This window comes from Flavobacterium lipolyticum (assembly GCF_020905335.1).
Taxonomy (GTDB): Bacteria; Bacteroidota; Bacteroidia; order Flavobacteriales; family Flavobacteriaceae; genus Flavobacterium; species Flavobacterium lipolyticum.
Map to the genome: position 1 here is coordinate 3,469,909 of NZ_JAJJMN010000001.1, position 19,978 is coordinate 3,489,886.

The following is a 19,978-nucleotide window of genomic DNA, read 5'->3' on the forward strand; positions in this document are numbered from 1 at the left end:
GATTACGCAACAATTAAAGTAATTCTTTTTCCGAAAGTTGTTTTAAATATAACGATGCATAATAGCCTTCCTGATTTATTAATTGATTATGAGAGCCTTGTTGAATGATCTTCCCGTCTTCCAAAATGATTATTTTATCGGCATTTTTTGCAGATGATACCCTATGGCTTACAATTATTGTAGTTTTATCTTTACAAATTTTAAATAAATTGCTAAGAATCGTTTCCTCTGTTTCTGTGTCCACTGCCGACAAACAATCGTCGAAAAGTAAAATAGCCGGATTTTTAATAATGGCGCGCGCAATAGAGACCCGCTGCTTTTGGCCGCCTGAGAGAGTGATTCCTCTTTCTCCTAAAACAGTATCGTATTGTTTGTTAAAAGCGATAATATTATCATGAACTACCGCATTTTTGGCCGCTTCGATTACTTCTTCGTCTGTAGCGTTCTGATTGCCGAATTTTATATTGTTTTTAATAGTGTCCGAGAATAAAAAAGCGTCTTGAGGTACAATTCCAACATTATTTCGCAAATCATACAGATTCAGACCACTGATTTCGTTCTGATCAATAGTGATTTTCCCCTCGGTTACATCATATAAACGGGAGATTAGTGATAATATTGTAGACTTTCCTGAACCGGTTTTTCCTAAAATAGCCAATGTCTCTCCTTTTTTGACAGTAAAAGTTACATTTTTAAGAGCCTCGATCTTGGTGTCTTCGTAGGTATAGTTTACATTTTCAAAAGAAATGGTACCCTCAATATTGGAATGATTCTCGTTATTATTTTTTATTTCGGGCTCGATTTTTAAAAATTCATTTAAACGTTTCTGAGAAGCTTCGGCTTCCTGTACCATTGATGAAACCCATCCTAATGAAGCTACCGGCCAGGTTAACATATTCACATATAAAATAAACTCGGCAATCGTTCCAATATTCGGAATCGTTCCGTTAATGTACATGACACCTCCAAAGTAAATGACTACAAGGTTACTGATTCCGATTAAAGCAATCATCAAAGGACCAAATAAAGACTGTACTTTGGCCAAATCCAAGCTCTTTTTTTTGCTTTCGTCAGCCAGAGCGACCATGTTGTTTTGATGCTGATTTTCCAGTGAGTTGGCTTTTATAACACGAATACCGGAAAAGATTTCCTGTGTGAAGCTGGAAACTTTAGATAAATATTGCTGAAAAGTGGTACTTCTTTTATTGATTTCTGAGCTTAGTTTGAAAATGCAATAAGAAAGAATTGGTAAAGGTAAAATTGTATATAGTGTTAATAATGGTGAGACATTGTACATATATATTATGACAATGGCAAAACGAATGAAAGTGTTGATCGTGTACATTACCGCCGGTCCCACATACATACGAACTTTTGAGACGTCTTCGCTAATGCGGTTCATTAAATCTCCGGTGCGGTTTTGTTTGTAAAAGTTTTGTGAGAGTTTTTCATATTGTTTGAAAACTTCATTTTTTAAATCAAACTCGATATGACGCGACATTACGATCAAAGTTTGGCGCATTAAGAAGGTTAGAAAACCCGCTACAATGGTAGTGGCTATGATTAACAGTACGTTATGGATTAATCCTTCGCGGTACGTATCAATGACGATTTGCGAAGATTGATCGGCTTTTGGCAGTTTGTCAAACTTTTCGATAGCGTTTAACGACTTGCTAATGAGCTTTGGAGTAAATAGAGAGAATATTTGTGCGATTATGGTGATTAAAATACCTAAAGAGAAACTATATTTATATTTGATGAAATATTTGTTTAAATAACTTAATTCTTTCATTTTTTTAAGAGATTCAATGTTAAAATGTTTTGATTTGATGAAATATTATGAATAAAAATTAATACAATATGTAATTTTATCAAAACAAAACGATTGTTAGATTGTTATTTTAAAGATAATAAATTAGCACATGTATATTTTTTGTATAAATTTGAGAAGTCTTTTTGACATATTCATAATTTTAACAAAATAATATAGTAGCGCTATGGATGCAACTTTCGCAACTGGAAAAGAACTTCAAAAAATGGATCCTGTTTTTGGTCAATTGTCTTTTGACGATCACGAACAAATTGTATTTTGCAATGACAAAGATACAGGTTTAAAAGCAATTATTGGTATTCATAATTCGGTTATGGGACCAGCTTTGGGAGGTACTAGAATGTGGAATTACAATACTGAATGGGAAGCATTAAACGATGTTTTACGCCTTTCAAGAGGTATGACCTATAAATCAGCCATTACCGGATTGAATATCGGTGGAGGTAAAGCAGTAATTATTGGTGATGCTAAAACGCAAAAAACACCTGAATTAATGCGCAAGTTTGGTGAATTTGTTCACTCTTTAGGTGGTAGATATATTACGGCTGAGGATGTTGGAATGGAAACAAAAGACATGGACACTGTTAGAGACGTAACGCCTTATGTTACGGGTATCTCTGAAGAAAGAGGTGGTTCAGGAAATCCTTCTCCAATAACTGCTTACGGTGTTTATTTAGGAATGAAAGCTGCTGCTAAAAGTCAGTTTGGTACTGATGTTTTAGAAGGTAAAAAAGTTTTAGTTCAGGGAATTGGTCACGTAGGTGAGGCTTTGGTTGAGTATTTAACTAAAGAAGGAGCAATTGTTACAATTACTGATATCAATGAAGAGAAATTATTTCAGGTAGCTTCGAAATACAATGCTTCAATCTATTCTGGTGAAGATTTGTATACAGCTGATGTTGATATTTATGCACCATGTGCAATGGGAGCAATCATCAATGATGCAACTGTAGATAAAATTAAAGCTAAAGTTATTGCCGGAGCAGCTAACAATCAGTTGGCTGATGAGAATGTTCACGGAGCAAGATTACAGGAAAGAGGGATTTTATATGCTCCAGATTTCTTAATCAACGCTGGTGGAATTATCAATGTATATGCCGAATTAGAGCATTACGGTAAAGCTGAAATCATGTCAAAAACCGAAAATATCTATAATACAACTTTAGAGATTATCGAGTATGCTGTGAAAAACGGAATGACAACGCACAAAGCGGCTTTGACCATTGCTCAAAATCGTATCGATTTGAGAAAGATTGAAAACGCTAAAAAATAATTTAAGCTAAAAGTTTACAGTCTCAGTTTACAGTCTCAGTTTTGCGAAAAGTGAAAGCTGAGACTGAAAGCTGAGACTTTTTTATTCCTTTCGATTGAAAGCTATGTTTTTTTTTTTTTTTTTAAAGCAGTTTCTGATTCACTGAAAACCGAGACTGCGACTGCGACTGAATACTGCGACTTTTTTATTCGTTTCGATTGAAAGCTATGTTTTTTTTAAGCAGTTTCTGATTCACTGAAAACCGAGACTGCGACTGCGACTGAAAACTGCGACTTTTTTTATCATTTTAATTTTATTATAAAAAGTTAAATACTTACTTTTGCAGACTAATTTTTAAATGTTCTTACAAGGTGGTAAATAGAAGACACATACGCGTTAAAGTAATGCAATCCATTTATGCAATGCATCAAAGCGGTTCTGATAATATGGAAAAAGAAGAGAAGTTTCTTTTTTACAGTATTGATAATATTCAGGATTTATATCTTATAATGCTTTCTTCATTGATTGAAATTTGCAAAAAAGAGTCCGTTTTTTTACATCTTTCAAGTAAAAAACATCTTGCAACTGCTGCAGAACGTAATCCGAATGAAAAATTCGTCAAAAACAAAATTTTTCAACTTCTTGCCGAAAGCAATTCCCTTAGTATTGCTTTAGAAAATCGTAAAATCAACAACTGGAATCTGAACGACGATTATATCATTTTACTTTTAAATGATATTAAATCAAGTGCTTTGTATGCGAAATACATGAGTACTATAACCAATACTTTTGAAGAAGACAGACAATTTGTAATTGATTTGTTTGCTGAAGTAATTGTTCCAAATGAAAAATTGTATGAGTATTTAGAAGATGATAAATTGACTTGGGTGGATGATATTCCGGTGGTGAATACGCACATCATCAAACAATTGAAAGCGATCAAAACAGAAGATCCGGATGATTTCAGAGTGCCTAAGTTGTACAAAGACGTTGAGGATAAAGATTTTGCTAAAGATTTATTCAGAAGAACCGTTTTAAACGAATCGGTTTTGGCAAAAGAATACGATGATAAAACACCAAACTGGGACAGCGAAAGGATTGCAGAAATTGATACTATTATTTTAAAAATGGCTATCTGTGAATTCTTAAAATTCCCTTCTATTCCGGTAAAGGTAACTCTTAACGAATATTTAGAAATTGCAAAAGAGTATTCTACACCAAAAAGTAGTATTTTTATCAACGGAATTTTAGATAATCTCGTTAAAGAGCTTACAGCGAATAAAAAGATGATTAAAGTAGGTCGTGGTTTAATGTAATTGAGGCGAATTTTCAATTTTTTAAATTCGAAAACCCAATTAAGTTGTCTTTCTGAGCGAAGTCGAAGAACAAATTCCAATTTTGCTCCGAGCGATGCTGAAGAGCCGGAAAACATAAATATTAATAACAAAAATAAAAACTGAATACTATGCAAGATTTAATGAAATTTGCGCCTTATTTACTAATGTTTGTCGTGTTGTATTTCTTTATGATCCGACCACAACAGAAAAGAGTAAAAAATGAAAAAGAATTTGAAAGCAGCCTAAAAGTAGGTGACAAAATAATTACTAAAAGTGGTTTTCACGGAAAAATTGTTGAGCTTGCTGATACAAGTGCGGTAATCGAAACCATGTCTGGAAAATTAAAAATTGAGCGTTCAGCAATTTCTATGGAAATGAGTGCTGCTTTGAATAAAAAAGCTTAAATTTTTTCTTCGAAAAAAAATAAATTTCAAAATAGTAAGTCCCAAATTCCAAAACTGGAGTTTGGGATTTTTTTTGTTTTGTGCTGAAGAAAATGTATTGGGTAAATTATTTTAACACATAGAGACATAGATTCTGTGCTTGCAAAAATAAGGCGTTTCACTTCATTTAAATGCACATATCTTGCTGTGTGAAAGAAATGTACTTCGCTTTGTATTCTTTTTTGAAAATCTATGTTTCTATGTGTTTAATAGGTTTTTGTTGAGTATGGTTCAACGGAGGAGGTAAATTCAATGCTAGTGCAGGAAGGTAGAAAAGTGAAAAACCTTTATCAAAGTTTTAAGCTTTGATAAAGGTTTGTGTAGCTTCGAATTTGGAGCTTAAAAAAATAGAATTTAAGCCTATCTGTATTTGTCATTCAATCCGATGTTTTCCAGTATCATCGGAATTACTTTCTCAATTCTCGAAAGTTTGGTTTTGTCTTGCTTGGCAGTTTCAATGTACTCCAGAAATTCATATTGCTTGTAAGGACTGAACTTTTGAAATGCCTCTGTCAGAGCGGAGTTCTGATCGAGTTCTTTCTGAAAAAGCTCAGAAACAATAGCTTCCTTCTTTGAAGGTTTGATGATTTTTCCTTGTTTTTCGTTCTCAATGGCTTCTAAGATGTAGGTCAAAACTTCTGCCTCGTTTATCTGATCTTTTGAAGTAAAACGCCATTGGCGCAGTGATTTTGTTTTATCTTCCTGAGCATTGATGAGTTTCTTTTTTTCATCTTTCAGGAAAACGCCGTTGAAGAACCAAATTGTAAAATACTCTTTAAAACCACCTATGCCGATAACATTTTTTTTGTTGTATACATAAACGGGACCGCTCCATTTTACGGTTTCAACCAGTTCGGTTTTATCAATAATAGCTTTTAGGAAAAGAAGTTCTTCTTCCCAATTGTTGACTTTATCCCAAACGTGTTTTTTATCGGACATACTTCGGTTTATTTTTTTCTTTTAGGTTTCTCGGGAGCGTCAAAAATGCCTGGAATTGCCGTTAATTCAGCGATCTTTACAATGACATCAGTCGCTTTTTGCATACTTTCGGCAGGAACATATTCGTATTTTCCGTGAAAGTTGTGACCACCGGCAAATATATTCGGGCAAGGAAGTCCCATGAAAGAAAGTTGCGACCCGTCCGTTCCACCACGAATAGGCTTGATGATAGGTTTGATGCTTAGTTCTTTCATTGCTTTTTCGGCAATATCAACGATATGTTTTACAGGAAGTACTTTTTCTTTCATATTGTAATACTGGTCTTTAACTTCAGTAATTACGATATCTTCTCCGAATTTTTTCGCAAATTTCTTATTGATTTTTTTGGCAATTTTGGCAATTAAATCTTTACGTTTTTCGAATTTTTTCTTGTTATGATCACGGATAATCAATTCTAAAACAGTTTCTTCAATGCTGCCGGTAAGATGGTGTACGTGAAAGAAACCTTCGTAACCTTTCGTTTCCTGAGGAGTTTCTCCTTTTGGAAGTTCGTTGATGAAATCGTTGGCAATCAACATTGAATTGATCATTTTTCCTTTGGCGTAACCCGGGTGAACGCTCTTTCCTTTGAAAGTGATTTTTGCTCCGGCTGCATTGAAATTTTCATATTCTAATTCACCAATTTGGCTTCCGTCCATAGTATAAGCCCAGGCTGCACCGAATTTTTTCACATCAAAATGATGCGCGCCACGGCCAATTTCTTCATCAGGAGTAAAGCCAATTCTAATTTTTCCGTGTTTAATTTCCGGATGCTGAATTAAGTATTCCATGGCGGAGACAATTTCGGTAATTCCTGCTTTGTCGTCGGCTCCTAATAAGGTTGTTCCATCAGTTGTAATAATGGTTTGTCCTTTATATTGTAATAAATCTTTAAAATAGTTGGGTGATAAAACGATGTTTTTCTCGGCATTCAAAACGATATCTTTCCCGTCATAGTTCTCAACGATCTGAGGCTTTACATTTGCTCCGCTAAAATCAGGAGAAGTGTCAAAATGAGATACAAAACCAATAGTTGGAACTTCATGATCGACATTAGAAGGCAATGTAGCCATAATGTAAGCTTTGTCATCTATGGTAACATCTGATAAACCAATTGTCTTTAATTCCTCAACTAATTTATTGGCAAGATTCCATTGCTTTTCTGTACTTGGAGTTGTTTTTGAATTTGGATCTGACTCAGTGTCAATAGTTACATAACTAACAAAACGATCGATAATATGTTGCATTTTTTTTATTTTATTTTTAGGCAAATATAAGTAAATAGTTAGGGGTTGTAAAGCTGCAAATTATGAAAACTATAAATTAGGCTGAAAAAAAGTTTGCTTCAAATTTTACTGATTTGCTCTAATTTTAGAAAGTTAAAATCCAATTTCACGAATTTAAATTTGTGAAATTGGATTTGTAAGTAGTATAGCAAAGATTTTAATTTATGTTATTAGGGACTAAAAAAATCTTATTGAACACATCTAAAACCAATATGATTGGCCGGTGATTTGTAGTCTCCTTTTCCTCTGGTGCCTACCATATAGCGGGTACAATACTGATCGGTGCATAAAAAGGATCCGCCACGCTGAACTTTTTTGGGTAGTCCGGGCTCTGAAGGATCATAAGAAGATTCAGGGCCCTGAGGGTTTTTAACAACCTGATCTTTTTTGCTGATTATTTCGTAATAGTCTGCAGTATACCAGTCATTGGTCCATTCCCATACATTTCCGCCAATATCATAAAGACCATAAGAATTAGGGGCAAATTTAGCGGTCGGTGCAATGCCAATATAACCGTCTTCGCCAGTGTCTCCTTTTTCCAGAGGAAAGTGTCCCTGATAAATGTTGGCTTGAAATTTTCCTTTTGGTTTTAAGGTGTTTCCCCAGGCATACAATTCGCCTGATTTTCCGCCACGGGCAGCAAATTCCCATTCAGCTTCTGTTGGCAGTCTTTTTCCGGCCCATTTGGCGTAGGCAGCGGCATCATCGTAAGAAATCTGAACAACAGGGTAGTTGCCTCTTCCTTTTATAGAACTTCCGGCTCCTTCCGGATGTCTCCAGTCAGCACCATGCACATAAGTCCACCATTGCATATAATTGTTTAAATCAATCTGAGCTGGGGTAGGAGTAAACACGGCCGATCCTGCAACGAGATTTTCCAAAGGAGCATCGGGATATTCTTCATGAGTGGGTTTTATCTCGGCTAAAGTAACATAACCTGTTGCTTTTACAAAAGCTTCAAATTGGTCGTTTGTAACTTCGGTTTTATCCATGTAAAATCCATCCACATAAACGCGGTGTATCGGGGCGGCATCTTTGGTTACTCCTTTTATACTGCACAAACTTTCGTCTTCAACATTACTTCCCATAGAGAATTCTCCACCGGGAATCCATACCATCCCCGCAGGAGCTTTACCGACAGGTTTGTTTTTGTTCTCAATTGTTGGTTTAAACAATGATTCCTCCGTTGTATTTGGAACCTCGTCACAATTCATCGCCGTTAACTTTTGTTTCGGCACTATAAGTTTTGTATAGCCGTAAGCAATTGTAATAGCAGAGAGGGTTAGAATGGCAAAGATCCAATGCGTTTTATTTTTCATGACGAATGTGTTTATCGAATAGTAGTTGCGGGTAAATTTAAGAATAAAGTTTATAAAGTAATCTTTTTAAACTCTATTTATTTTATGAAGTTAGTAGTGTTTTTTATTGTTACTTTATTAAGGTGCTGGTAGTAGTTGTAGTTCAATTTTGTAGTTGTGGTGTTTAAGAACTTCGTTTTTTTTGTTTCCAATGGTGTAGTACAATTATGAGAAAGAGGACTTTTGATTGCGGCAAAAATCATTTGAACATAGAAATATAAGGTCAAAACCCGATGTAATTTGTTTTAGCAAAAAGAAGACATTTTCAAAGTATTATAATTAAATTTGCACCCAAAAAAACAACAACACACTACTATGTATAAATTGATAATTCGCCCGATACTTTTTGGGTTTGATCCTGAAGAAGTCCATTACTTTACTTTTTCATTTGTTAAATTCATTTCAAAAATCCCCGGAGTTTCTTCAATTATAAGATCAGTTTACGAAGTAAAAGACAGTCGTCTGGAGCGTGAAGTTTTTGGAATTAAATTTAAAAACCCGGTAGGTTTGGCGGCAGGATTTGACAAAGATGCCAAGCTGTATAAAGAATTATCGGATTTCGGATTCGGATTTATCGAAATTGGGACGGTAACTCCTGTTGGACAGGAAGGAAATCCTAAAAAACGTTTATTTCGTTTAAAAGAAGATCAGGCAATTGTAAACCGAATGGGATTCAACAACGGCGGAGTTTTGGAAGCTGTAGAGCGTTTGAAAAAGAATTCAGGAGTTTTGATTGGTGGTAATATCGGAAAGAACAAGGTGACTCCAAACGAAAATGCGGTAGACGATTATATTATTTGTTTTGATGCTTTGTTTGATCACGTAGATTATTTTGTAGTCAATGTAAGTTCGCCAAATACACCAAATTTACGCGCATTGCAAGACAAAGAACCTTTGACGGCTCTGTTGCAAACGCTTCAGAACAGGAATATAGAGAAACAAAAAACAAGCACACAAAAGGTAAAACCAATTTTGTTGAAAATTGCTCCCGACCTTACAGACGAGCAGTTATTAGATATTATTGATATTGTAAAAACAACTCAGATTGCGGGTGTAATAGCCACCAATACGACGATTTCACGTGACGGATTGCAATCTGCCAATAAAGTAGAAACCGGTGGATTGTCAGGAAAACCACTAACAAAACGCTCGACAGAGGTGATTCGTTTTCTTTCGGAAAAAAGCAACAAAGCTTTCCCTATTATTGGAGTAGGAGGAATTCATACTGCCGATGATGCAATCGAGAAATTGAATGCAGGAGCCAGCTTGGTACAATTGTATACTGGTTTTATTTATGAAGGACCGGCTTTGATCAAAGCAATCAATAAAAAGGTTTTAAAGCAATTGTAAAAGCAGTACCTGAACGATTAGTCCTGTAGCAATAGCACTTCCAAAACTGATTAGCGTACCAATTAAAACATATTCGGTTAGTTTTCGGTCTTTGGCTTCTTTTAGATCGCCAAATCTAAAAATGGATTTTGCGGCTAATAGGAAACCAATGGCTTCGAAATGTCCTGTTAGAATAAAACAGAAAACAAATAATCTTTCTAATATACCAATATAGTTTCCGGCTTTAGAGAGTGAATTTTCATTGTGGCTGTTTTGACTTTCCGGATTCCAGATCGATATAATGGTTTTAATCAGAATAGAAGTTGGTTTTGTAATGAATAAAAATCCTGTAGCTAAAATCCAAAATTGATTGTTGAGCCACAGAAAATGAACGGTTTCGCCCTTGTAGAGCAAAACAACCCCAATCAAAACTAAAAGGTGCAGCGCCTGATCTGCTACAAACCAACTGCGTTTTGTTTTGTTTTTCTGGAAATGGAGTTTGATTAAATCGATAACACCATGCGATACGGCAATTAGCAAAGCGTAAGGGAGAAACTGAATTTCTCCGACTAAAACGGCTGCTAAAATGCCATGTAAAAAAATATGAAGATATAAATAAATACTTTTGTGTTTTTTGGCTTCTTTATCGACTACCCAGGAGTTGGGTTGCGCTGTAAAATCACCCAGTAAATGTGCTAAAAGTAGTTTTATAAATACAATCATAGTGTTGTAAGTTGGTTCATTTGTGTTCTGAAATAGCGGTTCAAACTCAATATTAAATCAAACTGTGCCCGTTTTTGTCTTCGGCTTACGGCAGCTCTTTTGATTCCTAATTTTGGGGCTAATTCTTCTTGTGACAAGCTTGGATTTTCTATCGCAATTGCAACAAATTCCGCAGATTGAGCGGACCAATTATCTATAAAAGTAAGAGCAAGCTGAAGCATTAAATTTATTTTTTCATCGACAGCCGAATCGTCGGTTCTCAAGGCTAAATTTACTTTTAGTTTCTTTAGAGTCTCAAAAAGTTCACCTGAGTGTATAAAGGCAGAACCATTGCTTTCAGAAACTTTCTCAGCATCGTGTGTTTTATCTCCAATACCAATACTCATTCGGGCATCCAGTTTTAAAGCTTTTAAATGTGCTTTAATGAGGAGGGCTGCCAATAAAGCTTCTTCGGGATTCTTTATTTCTATTTGAAATTCGTCCCCCCTGTAAATTTCCCATTGGAGAGGTGTTTCTCCAAAAGAAGCTAAGATTTCCTTTAAAGATTCTACCCAGTCTTTTGATTTTTGCTTTCTGGAATCGATTATATCTCCTGTAATTACACTAGTCATAGTTTCAAATATAAATAAAAAGAATAATATTAATAAGTTATTGTGCGCGATTTGTTTAATACCTGGTTACATAAGTTTTGTATCCATAGAAAAGGCGTTTCACTTCATCTCAAAATACCTGTTTTTCTAGGTGAAAGAAGTTCGTTTCTTTTTCTGCTCTTTTTTTAGACCTATAAATATTGTTTCATTTTTTTTTTTGCTAATTACGCCTTACGACATAGTAGTACTACAAATGTAGCTAATATTTTTCAATGTTACGTTTTTGTGTAACATTGTAAATTGTTACGTTTTTGTGTAACATATTAAAGTGTTACCCTATCGTGTAATACAATTAAAGAAAATTATAACTTTTATTTCTTTAAAAAAGAAACTAACTTAGCCTGCATAAAAGAATAAGCTTTGAATAAAGAAATCAAGATTATCGAATGTCCACGTGATGCTATGCAAGGCATCAAAACTTTTATACCTACTAAAAATAAGGTTTCCTATATACAGTCCTTATTGAGAGTGGGGTTTGATACTATCGATTTTGGAAGTTTCGTGTCTCCAAAAGCAATTCCTCAAATGCAGGATACTGCCGAAGTTTTAGCTCAGCTTGATTTGTCGCAAACAACGAGCAAATTGTTAGCGATTATTGCCAATACACAAGGGGCAGGGCTAGCTGCAGCACATGAACCTATTCAATATTTGGGATTTCCTTTTTCGATATCCGAAAATTTTCAGATGCGAAACACACATAAAACAATCGCTGAATCTTTAATCACGCTAGAAGAAATTCTTGAAATCGCCGATCAGAAAAATAAAGAAGTAGTTACTTATCTTTCTATGGGTTTCGGAAATCCTTACGGTGACCCTTGGAATGTAGAAATCGTGGGCGAATGGACGGAAAAACTTGCGGGAATGGGGGTTAAGATATTGTCACTTTCAGATACTGTTGGTAGTTCTACACCGGAGGTAATCACGTATCTTTTTTCCAATTTAATTCCAAAATACCCACAGATTGAATTCGGAGCGCATCTGCATACGACGCCAAACAGCTGGTTTGAGAAAATAGAGGCAGCTTCGAATGCAGGCTGTACCCGTTTTGATGGCGCTATTCAGGGATTTGGAGGCTGTCCGATGGCAACAGATAAACTCACGGGTAATATGCCTACCGAAAAGCTGATTTCGTATTTTACATCCAATAAAAAAGTGACAGGTTTGAACTCTTTAAGTTTTGAGAGTGCCTACAATGAGGCATCAAAATTGTTTGGAAAATTTCATTAGAAAATAATTATATTTACTTATAAAAATAAAAGAACCTGTTGGGTTTAATTAATAAAAAAATGCTTAACACATAGTTACCTCTGTATGTTTTAAATAAGTGAAACGTCTTTTTGAGAGTGTCAAATCTATGTTTCTATGTGTTCAAAAATAATTACACGCAAAGGGTTAGAATAATAAGTAGTATCAAAGTATCGTTGTTAGTATTTAGATATGTAAAGCCATGAGACCAAATTTCATAAAGAGAATTTCTCAGATACTATTTTTATCTGTCCTATTTTCATCATGTTCCAGTGATCTGGATTTTGATCAGACTAAAGATTTCAAGCTGGAACCTACTGTAGTAGCGAATTTGGCTTATTTTAATGCTCCGGCAGCTTCCTTTGTCGATAACGGTACCGAACAGCAAATAGGATTTGATGTTCGGGAATTTGATATTTTCAAAGAAAAATACTTCAACGATCATCTCGTTAAAGCCGAATTTAATTTTGAAATGGAGAATACGATCAACAGAGCCTTTACGCTCAATATATTGCTTTTAAGTGGCAGCGATCAAATTCTTCAAACCATAACACTGGCAGTTCCTGCTTACTCAGGAGGAACAAATGTTGTAAAATATCCTACTGAAGTATTCGAAAATCAACGATTAGATTTATTGAAACAGACCCGTAAACTTGGCTTTGTAGTGGTTATGGCGCCAGGTCCGCCTTTAAACGGAAACAGTACAGGCAGTTTAAAATTACGCTCAAGTGCAACTGCTTATATGGTAATTCAATGAGAAAATTATATTTAGTTCTTATAGTCGTATTTCAGCTTTCTTGTTTTGCTCAAAATAAAGAAGTACTGTATAATTTTACCGCCATTCCGCAATCTTCACTTGTAAATCCGGGAGCAGATGTCGCTTATAAATACTATTTTGGAGTTCCTGTTTTATCCGGAATTTCAGTAAATTTAGGGTCAAGCAGCTTTTCGGCCTATGATTTATTTGCGAATAACGGGGTAAATTTCAATGATAAAATTCGAAACGTGATTAACAAATCATCCAGTAGAGATAAAACGCAGATCAATCAGCAGCTGGAACTGTTTTCAGGCGGTTTCAGAATTGGAGGAAAAGACAGTCAGTCGTATCTTTCGTTTGGAGTTTATCAGGAATTTGATTTTTTAATGTACGTTCCTAAGGATCCCGCTATATTGGCACTAGATGGAAATAAAGATTACATTGGAAAGGCTTTCAATTTGTCCGACTTGAATTTAAGGGCCGAAATGCTTTCTGTGTTTCATGTTGGGTTTCATAAAAAAATAAGTGAGAAACTGGTTTTAGGTGGCCGCGCCAAAATTTACTCAAGCGGAGCAAATGTAACATCAACCCGAAATTCAGGATACATTTATACCGGTCAGGCTGCGGGAACTCCTAATTTATATACACAAGCCATTTCGTCTAACGTACAGATAAAGACTTCCGGGATTGCTGCATTTACAAAAGACGAGTACGACGGTAGTATTCCAAGTGATATTGTGCACAACACTTTTTTTAACGGAAGTTTAGGTTTAGGACTTGATGCCGGTTTTACTTATTATTTTAAAGATAATCTTCAGCTTACCGCAAGTATTGTTGATCTGGGTTTTGTGAGACAGTCTAAAGATATCGAAACCTTTACCTATAAAGGAACGTATCACTATGAAGGTGTGAATCCGAATTTTGATAATTCAAATGAACCAAAGAACATCTTTGATGATTTTGATAAAGCGATACCTCGTGATACGCTTTATAATAAGTATACCACCCTCAGACCAACAAAACTCTATTCTTCCCTTCAGTATTCCTTTGGCGAATCACGTTCTGATGAAGACTGTAATTGCCATGGTAAAGTCACCCGAAAATATGTCAATGGTGTAGGAGGGCAACTGTTTGCAATGTCTATGCCTGTAGAGCCTTTTGTGGCATTAACCGCTTTTTACAGACGCAGTATTTTCGAAAAATTAGATGTGAAAGCTACTTATACAGTTGATTCTTATTCGAATAAAAATATTGGTTTAGGACTTGCAGGTACACTTGGAAAACTGAATATGTATGTTCTGGTCAATAACCTCTTAGAATTAAAAGATGTTTCAAAGGCCAATAGTATGGCATTTCAGTTCGGATTTAATTTTATATTTAATGATAATCCGGAAGAATAATGTTTTTAAAAATTCCAAATTTTAGGTTTTAGGTTTCAGGTTTTAGGTTTCAGGTTTTAGATTTTAGGTTTTAGGTTTCAGGTTTCAGGTTTTAGGTTCTAATAATTGGAATTTATCATACTGTTCATTTGTAAGATTAATTCCTTAACTATAAATTTAAGAATAACTTAGCATCCAAGTTATCAATTTATTTACTATATTTGCACGCAATTCAACTAGAAATTGCACCATGATAGCACACAACTCCAAGATTATCGGCGAAGGTTTAACTTACGACGATGTATTATTAGTACCTAACTACTCCAATGTGCTTCCCCGCGAAGTGAGCATTAAATCAAAGTTTTCACGAAATATAACGCTAAATGTTCCAATAGTATCAGCTGCTATGGATACCGTTACGGAAAGTTCTATGGCAATTGCTATGGCTCAGGAAGGCGGAATTGGTGTTTTACATAAAAATATGACGATCGAGCAACAAGCTGCGAAAGTTAGAAGAGTAAAACGTGCAGAATCTGGAATGATTATCGATCCGGTAACTTTACCAACAAATTCAACTGTTGCAGATGCTAAAAATGCAATGAAAGAATTCGGAATTGGTGGTATTCCAATCGTTGACGAGAATAAAATACTAAAAGGAATTGTTACCAATCGTGATTTGCGTTTCGAAAAAAATGGAGCAAGACCAATTGCTGAGGTAATGACCAGTACAAACTTAGTAACGGTTGCTGAAGGAACTTCATTAGAGCAGGCAGAGGTAGTTTTACAAGGGCATAAAATCGAAAAATTACCAGTGGTAAATGCTAATAATGAATTAGTAGGTTTAATCACTTTCAGAGATATCACAAAACTGACTCAAAAACCAATCGCTAACAAAGATGTTTACGGACGCTTGAGAGTGGCAGCGGCAATTGGAGTAACCGGAGATGCTGTTCAAAGAGCGGAAGCTTTAGTGGCAGCGGGTGTTGATGCAATTATCATCGATACTGCTCACGGACATACTGAAGGTGTAGTCAATGTATTAAAAGAAGTAAAATCAAAATTCCCTCAAATAGATGTAGTAGTTGGAAACATCGCGACTCCGGAAGCTGCTAAATATTTAGTAGAAAGCGGTGCTGACGGTGTAAAAGTGGGTATCGGACCGGGTTCTATCTGTACAACCCGTATCGTTGCCGGTGTTGGTTTCCCGCAATTCTCAGCAGTTCTTGAAGTAGCTGCGGCTATCAAAGGAAGTGGTGTTCCGGTAATTGCCGATGGTGGAATCCGTTACACAGGAGATATTCCTAAAGCCATCGCCGCAGGAGCTGATTGTGTAATGTTAGGTTCATTACTGGCAGGAACAAAAGAATCTCCGGGAGAAACGATTATCTTCGAAGGAAGAAAATTTAAATCGTATCGTGGAATGGGTTCTGTTGAAGCAATGCAAGGCGGATCTAAAGACCGTTATTTCCAGGATGTTGAGGACGACGTTAAAAAATTAGTTCCGGAAGGAATTGTAGGGCGTGTTCCTTATAAAGGTGAATTAAACGAAAGTATGCTTCAGTTCATTGGTGGTCTTCGTGCCGGAATGGGATACTGTGGTTCAAAAGATATTCCAACTTTACAGGAATCTGGACGTTTCGTTAGAATTACTTCAAGCGGAATTACTGAAAGTCACCCGCATAACGTAACTATTACAAAAGAAGCTCCGAATTATTCCAGATAATCCAATATGAATTTACAATTCAAGTTAAATGATATTCTTGAAGTTGATTTATATTACGGGTTTTATGAAATTTTTATTTTAGGAGGTTTTGATGTACAGGCAAATCCTGATTTTTTTATTGAGATTCTGGATTTAAAAACAAATGAGTCTATTCTTTTGAATGAAAAAAGTTTAAAAGGAAGGGATTATAAAAACGGAAAAAGAGCTGTGAAATTTTTTAGTTTTCAAGTTAATAATAAGTCAACATTTAAAATTTCGGTTCATAATTATGAAGATTTAACGGTGTTTTATTCAATGTTGGGCGCTAATCCTTTTAGTGTTTTAAATTTGTTTAAAAAAGTTTATGGAATAAAACGAAAGCAAATTGAGTTAAATGAAATTGAAATCCTGATTTGTTAAGTTATAAATTAAGAAAAGGGCGTAAGGTTTTAAATCTTACGCCTTTTTTTGTTTTGTAAATAAGATGTTTAAACTTCAAATCGGCTGTTCAAAATATCTTCAGATGAAATATCAGAATGCAATAAATCTTCCATTTTTTTTGTCATGTGCTGAGCTCCTAATGCATAACCAAACATTTTTTCCTCGTAATCTTTAATAGCGTCATCAATTGTTGCAAATTTTCCGTTGGTTAAGTTTTCGGTTAAGTGATAAGTATCAAATAATCCCATATTGACACCTTCACCGGCAAAGGGAGGCATTAAATGAGCTGCATCTCCAACAAGTGTAATGTTGGAGTGTTCTTTCCAGGAATCTTCTAATGAAAACAAACGTAAAGGCAATCCGGAAAAATCAGTTGCTGCGTTAAAGAATTTTTTATAATCATCGCTCCAGTTTTTAAAGGTTTCATTCAAAAAAACTCTTACTGCAGTGAGGTCTTCAAAGTCGATTCCGTTGTTTGAAATCCAATTTTCATCTGCTTTGAAAGAAACTCCAAAATGTACCGAACCGTCACGTAACGTATGGGTGTAGAACATTTTTTGTTCCCCCATTGCCATTACATTTCCGTTGCCATATTTAGGTTTGAATTCAGGGTAATCACGATCCGGATCGGCAATTTCTCCCTGAATGATATACGTTCCTGAAAGTTGAGGTTCCAGATCGGTTACCAATTTTCTGGCATTTGATCTCCCGCCGTTGGCTACAATTACGAAATCGGAAATTGCAGTGGTACCATTCTTAAATTCTAAATGATATTGCGCTCCGGTTTTCTCCATATGGGTTAAATGACTGTTCCAAACTACTGTATGTTCGTTTAGATTCTCCAGCATGATTTTTCTTAAATCATTACGGTCAATTTCAGGTCGGGTATAGGCATTTTCTTCATCAGGCATTTCAGTCGAAGTAATGTTGCCGTGCAGGTCAGCCATTTTTTCACCGGTTGGACGTGCATATTTATAGAATTCGCCCATTAAATCTGCTTTTTCAATTGCTTTCTGACCAGAATCTAAATGAATATCCAATGTTCCGCCTGAAGTTCTGGCCTGAGCGTTCAAATCTCTTTCGTATACCGTTACGTCGGCGCCATTAATTTGTAAAATTCTTGCTGTTGTTAAGCCAACAGGTCCGCCACCAATAATGGCGATCTTTTTGTTTTTTATAAGGGAATGGTTCATGTCTTGTTTTTAATTATGCAGCAAATACATAAATAATAAATGAACGTTTATTCATTTATATATTAAATAGTTTTAAAAACGCAAAGGTTCAAAGGTTCAGTGGCTCAGTGGGGGCGTAAATTTTATAAAAAAAATCAGCCAGAACCTTTTAAGAAGTGGTTTTGACTGATTTTAGTGATATGCATTTTTATAAAACAGGGCTATGGTGTAGTGGTTTGTCTCGCTTCTCTAAGTTTTTGATTTTCCAGTATTTCTTTTAAAAAAGGCCGGATCTGCATTTCTATTTGGGATTCAGAGAGATCAAGTACTTTAGGGTTTTTTACTAATGCATACCAGGGTTTTGGTGCATCAAATGGGTAGTTACCAAAAACAATTACCGGAGTTCCTTTTATTTCTACATTTTCTCTGTCTTTTAAGATCCATTCATCAGCCCATTTGTAAAGATCTTTGGCGTCGTTTTCCTGTAATCTCAAACAAGAATGTGATGCCGGATATCCGGGTAAATCATATTGGTGAAATCCAACACCCAGTTTATTTTCAATATTAAAATTCCATTTTAAGTCCCATTCGTCATTGAAGGTACTGGTTGTTTTTTCGGCTTTCCAATTGGTAAAGAATAATCCGGTTGGAGTAGGATCTTTTTTTCTTCCCATATTAGTTGGGCCTGTATAGATTAGTGCTCCATTTTCATAAGCAGCAAATGCCTGAGAAGGATAAGAAAAGAGAATCACTTTTGAGACCTCTTCTAAGGCGGTAACGTGCAAAGGAAACGGAAGATAATACACCAAATCGCCGTTGAAATCGACTGGAATAATAACCGAATCCATTTTTACGAAATTTTTTCGGTCTGTTCGGTTTAGAGCGTAGGCAATGCGAAGTTTACTGCTGTCGGAAGCATTGGTTTTAAGCCATTCTTTGGTGTTTTCAAAATGATAAGAGACTGACTTTGGTTTTTTATACTCGATCGTTTTTTTGACTTTGCTCTTAGATTCAGTAGTTTCGTTCTTTTTGCAAGAAGTTATTAAAACGAGAACGATCAGTAGTAAAATACTTGAGGGGTATCGTAACTTTCTCATAATTGTTTTTTTTATACTAGTAAAGTTATTTGATTACTAGTCAAATCGTTTATACAATTACCTGAATAGTTTGTTGGATTTTCATTTACAATTTTTCACTGTACCGAATTTATAAATCCTGTAACATCTTTTGTCCATTGAATTTTATTTTTGATTAGATAATTTTCATGTCCGGTTGCTTTATAGATATTAATTCTTTTTTGACCTTTTAAATTTTTATAAATCGCATTTATTTCTTCTCTGCTTACGCTTTTATCCTTTTCTCCGTAAAGCAATAAAACCGGACAGGAGATATTTTTTGCATATTCTGTCGGATTGTGGCTAAATCCCCAAAAGCCATTTTGTAAGCCGCCCCAAAACACTAATAAACCTGCCATTGGAAATGTGGGTGCATTCATCTTTTTAAATCTGGCACAGACAGTTTTGTACATTGAACCAAAGGGACATTCGATAATTATACCTTTGGGATTTATTTTATAATCCTTTATGCATTTCATTATTGAAACAGCTCCCATGGAAGTTCCAAATAAATAAATATTTTGTTCTCCTGTCTTGGTAACGTAGTCAAAACAAGTTTTTACCTGCTTAGCCTCATTAAAACCAATTGTAGTTTGATTTCCTTCAGAATTTCCACTTCCCATGAAATCAACAAGAACTGTATTGAATCCTAATTTGATAAATTCATTTGATCGTTCAATCATTGAGGATTTTTCTCCTCCATAACCATGAAAAAGTATAACAGTTCCTTTGGGTTCTTTATTTTTGATAAACCAGCATTCAATTTCCTTGTTGCTTTTAAGGTTTAAAATCTGATATTTTTGGGTTGGAGCTTTCTTGTTTTTTGGTTTAGGATTATTGACTCCCAGGAATAGAGTTTTTGCTTTATCAATTAGAGATAATTTCTCGGGGCTTTTAGTTTTTACTGCGTTATTTTCTGTAAAATGAGTAAACTTATAGGCGTGAAAAATAGCAATACTATTCATAAGTATAAAAATGAA

At 35.2% G+C, this 19,978-nt stretch carries 18 protein-coding genes; 9 read left to right on the forward strand and 9 right to left on the reverse strand.

Annotated features, from left to right (window positions below):
• Positions 1–13: 13 nt before the first annotated feature.
• Positions 14–1,792 (reverse strand): ABC transporter ATP-binding protein, encoded by a 1,779-nt coding sequence (locus LNQ34_RS14860; RefSeq protein WP_230000300.1) that lies wholly within the window; start codon positions 1,790–1,792, stop codon positions 14–16.
• 205 nt (positions 1,793–1,997) lie between these two features.
• Here LNQ34_RS14860 and LNQ34_RS14865 point away from each other — a divergent pair, with 205 nt between their 5' ends.
• The 3 genes from LNQ34_RS14865 to yajC all read left to right on the forward strand — a co-directional run bounded on the left by LNQ34_RS14865 (position 1,998) and on the right by yajC (position 4,824).
• Complete coding sequence (locus LNQ34_RS14865; protein ID WP_017495417.1) at positions 1,998–3,104, forward strand: Glu/Leu/Phe/Val family dehydrogenase; 1,107 nt, start codon at positions 1,998–2,000, stop codon at positions 3,102–3,104.
• A 383-nt stretch (positions 3,105–3,487) separates the two neighbouring features.
• Positions 3,488–4,399 (forward strand): transcription antitermination factor NusB, encoded by a 912-nt coding sequence (nusB, locus tag LNQ34_RS14870; protein WP_202704412.1) that lies wholly within the window; start codon positions 3,488–3,490, stop codon positions 4,397–4,399.
• 149 nt (positions 4,400–4,548) lie between these two features.
• On the forward strand, positions 4,549–4,824 hold the full coding sequence (gene yajC, locus LNQ34_RS14875) for a preprotein translocase subunit YajC (RefSeq protein ID WP_202704413.1): 276 nt from the start codon (positions 4,549–4,551) through the stop codon (positions 4,822–4,824).
• Between the two features lie 399 nt (positions 4,825–5,223).
• Here the strand turns inward: yajC and LNQ34_RS14880 are convergent, their stop codons facing one another.
• The 3 genes from LNQ34_RS14880 to LNQ34_RS14890 all read right to left on the reverse strand — a co-directional run bounded on the left by LNQ34_RS14880 (position 5,224) and on the right by LNQ34_RS14890 (position 8,446).
• Complete coding sequence (locus LNQ34_RS14880) at positions 5,224–5,802, reverse strand: YdeI/OmpD-associated family protein (protein ID WP_230000301.1); 579 nt, start codon at positions 5,800–5,802, stop codon at positions 5,224–5,226.
• Between the two features lie 8 nt (positions 5,803–5,810).
• Positions 5,811–7,088 carry a peptidase T gene (gene pepT / locus LNQ34_RS14885; protein WP_202704415.1) on the reverse strand — a complete coding sequence of 426 codons (1,278 nt, stop codon included), beginning with the start codon at positions 7,086–7,088 and terminating at the stop codon, positions 5,811–5,813.
• A gap of 227 nt (positions 7,089–7,315) precedes the next feature.
• The gene (locus LNQ34_RS14890; protein WP_230000302.1) at positions 7,316–8,446 is read right to left on the reverse strand and encodes a formylglycine-generating enzyme family protein; all 1,131 of its coding nucleotides are present in this window, start codon (positions 8,444–8,446) and stop codon (positions 7,316–7,318) included.
• Positions 8,447–8,800: 354 nt separating this feature from the next.
• On the opposite strand from LNQ34_RS14890, the gene LNQ34_RS14895 reads away from it, so the two are divergent.
• Positions 8,801–9,835, forward strand: a complete 1,035-nt coding sequence (locus LNQ34_RS14895; protein ID WP_017495411.1) for a quinone-dependent dihydroorotate dehydrogenase — start codon at positions 8,801–8,803, stop codon at positions 9,833–9,835.
• On the opposite strand, the gene LNQ34_RS14900 is transcribed toward LNQ34_RS14895, so the two are convergent.
• Complete coding sequence (locus tag LNQ34_RS14900) at positions 9,821–10,537, reverse strand: DUF3307 domain-containing protein (protein WP_230000303.1); 717 nt, start codon at positions 10,535–10,537, stop codon at positions 9,821–9,823. The genes LNQ34_RS14895 and LNQ34_RS14900 overlap by 15 nt on opposite strands.
• Positions 10,534–11,148, reverse strand: a complete 615-nt coding sequence (locus LNQ34_RS14905) for a SatD family protein (protein WP_230000304.1) — start codon at positions 11,146–11,148, stop codon at positions 10,534–10,536. Before LNQ34_RS14905 ends, LNQ34_RS14900 begins: the two co-directional genes overlap by 4 nt.
• Positions 11,149–11,547: 399 nt before the next feature.
• Here LNQ34_RS14905 and LNQ34_RS14910 point away from each other — a divergent pair, with 399 nt between their 5' ends.
• The 5 genes from LNQ34_RS14910 (at position 11,548) to LNQ34_RS14930 (ending at position 16,690) form a co-directional block, all read left to right on the forward strand.
• Positions 11,548–12,414 carry a hydroxymethylglutaryl-CoA lyase gene (locus LNQ34_RS14910; protein WP_202703704.1) on the forward strand — a complete coding sequence of 289 codons (867 nt, stop codon included), beginning with the start codon at positions 11,548–11,550 and terminating at the stop codon, positions 12,412–12,414.
• A gap of 220 nt (positions 12,415–12,634) precedes the next feature.
• Positions 12,635–13,189 carry a hypothetical protein gene (locus tag LNQ34_RS14915; protein ID WP_230000305.1) on the forward strand — a complete coding sequence of 185 codons (555 nt, stop codon included), beginning with the start codon at positions 12,635–12,637 and terminating at the stop codon, positions 13,187–13,189.
• Positions 13,186–14,589, forward strand: a complete 1,404-nt coding sequence (locus LNQ34_RS14920) for a DUF5723 family protein (protein WP_230000306.1) — start codon at positions 13,186–13,188, stop codon at positions 14,587–14,589. Before LNQ34_RS14915 ends, LNQ34_RS14920 begins: the two co-directional genes overlap by 4 nt.
• A gap of 229 nt (positions 14,590–14,818) precedes the next feature.
• Positions 14,819–16,291 carry an IMP dehydrogenase gene (gene guaB, locus LNQ34_RS14925; protein ID WP_017495404.1) on the forward strand — a complete coding sequence of 491 codons (1,473 nt, stop codon included), beginning with the start codon at positions 14,819–14,821 and terminating at the stop codon, positions 16,289–16,291.
• 6 nt (positions 16,292–16,297) lie between these two features.
• Complete coding sequence (locus LNQ34_RS14930) at positions 16,298–16,690, forward strand: hypothetical protein (RefSeq protein ID WP_230000307.1); 393 nt, start codon at positions 16,298–16,300, stop codon at positions 16,688–16,690.
• Between the two features lie 68 nt (positions 16,691–16,758).
• On the opposite strand, the gene LNQ34_RS14935 is transcribed toward LNQ34_RS14930, so the two are convergent.
• The 3 genes from LNQ34_RS14935 to LNQ34_RS14945 all read right to left on the reverse strand — a co-directional run bounded on the left by LNQ34_RS14935 (position 16,759) and on the right by LNQ34_RS14945 (position 19,963).
• The gene (locus tag LNQ34_RS14935) at positions 16,759–17,904 is read right to left on the reverse strand and encodes an FAD-dependent oxidoreductase (RefSeq protein ID WP_230000308.1); all 1,146 of its coding nucleotides are present in this window, start codon (positions 17,902–17,904) and stop codon (positions 16,759–16,761) included.
• Positions 17,905–18,104: 200 nt separating this feature from the next.
• Complete coding sequence (locus LNQ34_RS14940) at positions 18,105–18,980, reverse strand: L,D-transpeptidase (RefSeq protein ID WP_230000309.1); 876 nt, start codon at positions 18,978–18,980, stop codon at positions 18,105–18,107.
• Between the two features lie 95 nt (positions 18,981–19,075).
• On the reverse strand, positions 19,076–19,963 hold the full coding sequence (locus LNQ34_RS14945; RefSeq protein WP_230000310.1) for an alpha/beta hydrolase: 888 nt from the start codon (positions 19,961–19,963) through the stop codon (positions 19,076–19,078).
• Between the last annotated feature and the right edge of the window lie 15 nt (positions 19,964–19,978).